Consider the following 2,428-nt stretch of genomic DNA (forward strand, 5'->3'; position numbering starts at 1 on the left):
TCCGGCCCGGCGGATGTGACGTCGGGCCGGACGGTCGTCATCGGGATCGGCGACGAGCGCCGGGGGGACGACGCCGCGGGGCCGGAGGCCGTACGGCTGCTCGCCGGGGCCGTGCCCGCGCATGTCACGATCGCCGCCGGCCGCGGGATCCCGCCGAGTTCGTCGAGCTCTGGACCGGCGCCGATCTCGCCGTGGTCATCGCCGCCGGAGGGCCCGCTGTCGCCGGCATGACGCCGGCCCGGAAAGAGCCCCGGGAAGAGAACCGGCCCGCGGCAGGACCGGCGCCCCGGCCACGGGCGCGGAAACCCGGACGGCCGGTAGGATGCCGCGGTGCCCGCGGAGACCTTGATCGTGGCGGTCGCGCAGACCTCGGCCGAGCCGGGCGACGTGAGCGCCAACGCCCAGTCGGCGGCGGCCGTGGTGGCCGACGCCGCCGGAGCCGGCGCGAAGTTGCTGGTGTTCCCCGAGCTGTCCCTCGTGGGATACGACCTGGCGCTCCTGTCCGACCCGTCGGCCTGGGTGACCGAGGACGACCCGAGACTCGACGCGATCCGCCATGCCGCCCGGGAGTACGGCGTGACCGCGGTGGTGGGCGCCGCCTATCGCGGGCCGGACGGCGAGCCCTGGATCGCCTCGCTGGCCGTCGGCCCCGGCGGACGGATCCGGGCGTACGGCAAGCACTGCCTGCACGGGGCCGAGCGCGACCTGTTCCGGCCCGGCGCGGAGCACCTGCTCCTGGAGATCGACGGCTGGCGGATCGCCCTGGCCGTCTGCTACGACGCCGCGGTGCCGGCGCACGCCCAGGAGGCGGCCCGCCGGGGCGCCGACGTGTACGCCGCCTCCGCCCTCTACACCCGGGGGCAGGAACGGCGCCTCGACGTCCACTTCGCCGCCCGCGCCATGGATCACCGCATGTTCGCGGTCGCCGCGAACCTGGCGGGCGCGGGGCCGGGATGGGAGTCCTGCGGCGGCAGCGGCGCGTGGCATCCGGACGGCGGGCGGCTGAGCCGGGCCGGGACCGATCCCTGCCTGGTCACCACACCGCTGCCGCGCGCCGAGCTGGAGGCGTTGCGCGCCCGGGACGCTCTGGGCGGATACCCGCGCGGCACGGGCGCGGCCTGACTCTCCCCGTCCGGCACGGAACCCGTCACCTGACCGGACGCCGCTCTCCCGGTACGGCCGAGCCCGCGGCCGGTCCGAGTCCGCGATCGGCACGCCCGGAACCCGGCCGGGTCATCGGTTCGACGGTTTTCCTCATCTGCCCGGATCGCCGGCCGATGGAGGAAAACCGAAGTTCATGGAAGAAACGGACAATCTCATGCGTGTCCCCTCTCGCCTGACCGCTGCGACGGCCACCGTCCGTCGATCGACGGCCACCTCCTAGAGGCCGATCGACCGATGGGACATTACGGGAGGAACCTCATGAACCCCTCGTCAGCTGACGCGGCAGCGGGCCGGACCATGCACCCCCGGGCCTGGCTGGGCTTCCTGCTGCTGGGGGGCGCGCTGACCGCCGTCGCCTCGGTCATCACCGGCCGGTTGCCGAGGATGGAGGTGCTGTGCTGGGGGCTGGGGCAGGGCGCCTCTGCGCTGGCCCTCATCGCCGGCATCCGCCACCACGGCCTCGCCCGGTCGCGACCGTGGCGTCTGATGCGTCTCGTCAGCGTGGTGGCCTGGATCGCCACCACGCTGGGCTGGGGCGTCGGCGGCGTGCTGCTGGGCAGCTCCGAGCTGCTGGAGCTGTACCGGATCGGCACCCTGACCGCCTACGGCCTGTCGCTGGCCGCATTGATGTCGCTGAATCTGCAGACCAGCGGCTCCCGCTGGGCGGGTCTGCTGGACGGCGGCATCATCAGCGTCGGGGCGGCCATGCCGCTGTGGACCTTCCTCATCGCCCCGGCGATCGACCACGGCGGCCGCCTGAGCACGGCGTTCGTCTTCGCGCTGGTCCCGCCGGTCATCGACCTGTTCGCCTTCGGCGTCATCACCCGCATGGCCCTCGACAGCAACCGCGCACCGTGGCTGAACCTGCTGAGCGTCTCCTACCTGGCCCTGTTCGTCGCCGACGGCGCCTACCTGCTCGACCAGGTCGCCGGCCGCTCCCCCGGTCCCCTCACCACGGCCGGCTGGCTGGGCTGGTCGGTGCTGCTCGGGGCCGCGGTCCTGCATCCCAGCATGGCCGACGCGGGCCGGATCCGGCCCGCGGCCGTCACCGGCCGGAACCGCGTCCTGATCTTCCTGGTGCTGGCGCTGTTCAGCCCGGCGGTCTCCATCGCCGGCTGGTCGCTGCGCAATGACGTCTCCTCGCACAGTGATCTGACGGTGACGGTGCTGACCCTGCTCCTGGCCGTGCTGCTGGTGCTGCGGCTGAGCGTGGTGGCCGGGATCGCCGAGACCCAGGCGGCCGACCTGCGCGAGGCCCTGCACC

At 74.0% G+C, this 2,428-nt stretch carries 2 protein-coding genes and 1 pseudogene; all 3 read left to right on the forward strand.

Going from position 1 to position 2,428, the window contains the following annotated elements; translation table 11 throughout:
* Positions 1 to 231, forward strand: a pseudogene (locus Plo01_RS39705) (hypothetical protein); the annotation flags it as partial.
* Between the two features lie 99 nt (positions 232 to 330).
* Positions 331 to 1,122, forward strand: coding sequence for a carbon-nitrogen hydrolase family protein (locus tag Plo01_RS39710; RefSeq protein ID WP_203895976.1), 792 nt, complete (start codon positions 331 to 333; stop codon positions 1,120 to 1,122).
* A 300-nt stretch (positions 1,123 to 1,422) separates the two neighbouring features.
* A partial coding sequence (locus tag Plo01_RS39715; RefSeq protein WP_203895977.1) for a hypothetical protein occupies positions 1,423 to 2,428 on the forward strand: 1,006 nt, incomplete at its 3' end.

Origin of the sequence: Planobispora longispora (genome assembly GCF_016863135.1) — a bacterium.
Taxonomy (GTDB): Bacteria; Actinomycetota; Actinomycetes; order Streptosporangiales; family Streptosporangiaceae; genus Planobispora; species Planobispora longispora.